Genomic DNA, 1,279 nt, shown 5'->3' with positions numbered 1-1,279 from the left:
CCCCCACGCCATCGGCGCGTAGTGACACCTCGCACGCCGGCCCCGGCCGGCGCAGCGTTTAGAATTGAATTCCAGCAGTGCCCCAGCCGCAATAGCCGGCGGCACTGCGCGGAAAACGCCAACAAGGAAGCACACCCACCATGTTCGAGTCCGTCAAGTCGCTACTAGAAGAGCATGCCGCAATCCAGGCGCAGCTCTCGGATCCAGCGGTGTACGCCGACCAGGCGCTGGCCCGCAAGCTCGGCCGCCGCTCGGCACAGCTGAACGGCATCGTCGAGGCCTACAACAAGTGGCACGCCGCCACCGAGGACCTGGAAGCAGCCAAGGAAATGGCTGACGAGGATCCGGACTTCGCAGAAGAGGTGGAAACCCTCACCGCCGCCCTGCCAGAGCTCGAGGAGAAGCTGCGCCGCCTGCTGATCCCGCGCGACGAGAACGACGGCCGCGACGTGATCCTCGAAGTCAAGGGCGGCGAGGGCGGCGACGAAGCAGCGCTGTTCGCAGCCGACCTGCTGCGCATGTACACCCGTTTCGCCGAGCACAAGGGCTGGAAGGTGGAGATGATCTCCTTCAACGAGTCCGACCTCGGCGGCTACAAGGACGCCCAGGTTGCCATCAAGGGCAAATCGAATGACCCGGCCGAAGGCGTCTACGCCCAGCTGAAGTTCGAAGGCGGCGTGCACCGCGTGCAGCGCGTGCCGGTCACCGAATCCCAGGGCCGCATCCACACCTCGGCTGCCGGCGTGCTGGTCCTGCCCGAGGTGGACGAGCCCGAAGAAGTCGACATCCACCAGAACGACCTGAAGATCGATGTCTACCGTTCCTCGGGCCCCGGCGGCCAGTCGGTGAACACCACCGACTCCGCGGTGCGCATTACCCACCTGCCCACCGGCATCGTGGTGGCCATGCAGAACGAGAAGTCGCAGATCCAGAACCGCGAAGCCGCGATGCGCGTGCTGCGTTCGCGCCTGCTGGCCCACCAGCAGGAGATCATCGACAAGGAGAACTCGGCCCAGCGTGCAAGCCAGATCCGCACCATGGACCGCTCCGAGCGCATCCGCACCTACAACTACCCGGAAAACCGCATTGCCGACCACCGCACCGGCTACAAGGCCTACAACCTCGACGCCGTGATGGACGGGGACCTGCAGCCGGTGGTTGAATCCTGCATCCAGATGGACGAGGAAGAGCGCTTGGCAGCGCTGGGCGAGTAACGACGCCTTGGAAGAACTCACTGCCGTGCGCCGCCAGGCGATTGCGGCGCTGGCCGACGCCGGGG

1 protein-coding gene is annotated in these 1,279 nt (G+C 65.7%); it reads left to right on the top strand.

The genetic code is table 11. From position 1 onward, the window contains the following. Positions 1-140 precede the first annotated feature (140 nt). Positions 141-1,214, top strand: a complete 1,074-nt coding sequence (gene prfA, locus ACNPM8_RS10285; protein WP_105658405.1) for a peptide chain release factor 1 — start codon at positions 141-143, stop codon at positions 1,212-1,214. Positions 1,215-1,279 lie beyond the last annotated feature (65 nt).

Source organism: Glutamicibacter sp. AGC46, assembly GCF_053543715.1.
This window is presented reverse-complemented; position numbering and strand designations above follow the sequence as displayed.